A 1,236-nucleotide genomic window follows, 5' to 3' on the forward strand; every position below is an offset into this window, starting at 1 on the left:
GCGCCGTCGTCGAAGGTGGACTGGTCGCAGGGTGCGGTGGAGTTGCTGACCGAGACGCGGGCCTGGCCGGAGACGGGTCATCCGCGTCGGGCGGGTGTGTCGTCGTTTGGTGTGTCGGGTACGAACGCGCACGTCATCCTTGAGGCTCCCTCGGAAACGGAGCCTGACGCGTCCGCGCCCGAATCGGAACCCGGTCTCGCCGGGGCTGTGGTGTCGTGGGTGGTGTCGGGTAAGTCGGGTGGGGCGGTGCGTGCTCAGGCGGCGCGTCTGCTGGAGTGGGTCGATGCCCGTCCTGTTGTGGATGTGCGGGATGTGGGGTTGTCTTTGGCGACGACTCGGTCTGTGTTCGATCACCGTGCCGCGGTTGTCGGTGCTGACCGGGGTGAGTTGGTGGCGGGGTTGCGGGCGGTGGCGGAGGGTGAGCCGGCGTCGTTGGTGTTCCAGGGGCAGGTTCGGGCAGCGTCTGCTTCGGGTGTGGGTGTGTTGTTCAGTGGTCAGGGTGCTCAGCGTCTTGGGATGGGCCGGCGGTTGTATGAGTCGTCGGTGGTGTTTGCGCGGGCGTTTGATGCGGTGGTGGCGGAGTTGGACCGGTATGTGGAGCGTCCGCTGAAGGGTGTGGTGTGGGGGGAGGATCCGGGGCTGTTGCAGCGGACCGGGTGGGCGCAGCCTGCGTTGTTCGCGGTTGAGGTTGCTTTGTTCCGGGTTTTGGAGTCGTGGGGTGTGGTGCCGGCTTACTTGTTGGGGCATTCGGTGGGTGAGGTTGCGGCGGCGCATGTGTCGGGTGTGTTGTCGTTGGGGGATGCGTGTGTGCTGGTGGCGGCTCGTGGCCGGTTGATGGATGCGTTGCCGTCGGGTGGTGCGATGGTGGCGGTCGAGGCGTCTGAGGCCGAGGTGGCGGGGTTCCTGTCGTCGGAGAGGGTGTCGATCGCCGCGGTGAACTCTCCGCAGTCGGTGGTGATCGCGGGTGATGAGGACGCTGTTGTCGCCGTTGCGCAACGGTTTGTGGGGTTGGGCCGGCGGACGAGTCGGCTGCGGGTGTCGCATGCGTTCCACTCGCATCTGATGGAGCCGATGCTGGATGAGTTCGAGCAGGTTCTGGGCGGGTTGTCGTGGGGGGTGCCGCGGATCCCGATCGTGTCGAATCTGACGGGTGAGCCGGCTGATGCGGAGCTGCTGTGTACTGCGGGGTACTGGGTGCGGCAGGTGCGGGAGACCGTGCGGTTCGCTGATGGGGTG

1 protein-coding gene is annotated in these 1,236 nt (G+C 66.7%); it reads left to right on the plus strand.

Annotation, left to right across the window (positions count from 1 at the left end; translation table 11 throughout):
- Positions 1–15: 15 nt before the first annotated feature.
- A partial coding sequence (locus ACP4J0_RS38455; protein WP_426604088.1) for an acyltransferase domain-containing protein occupies positions 16–1,236 on the plus strand: 1,221 nt, incomplete at its 3' end.

This window comes from Streptomyces sp. WG7 (genome assembly GCF_049975785.1).
Lineage (GTDB): Bacteria > Actinomycetota > Actinomycetes > Streptomycetales > Streptomycetaceae > Streptomyces.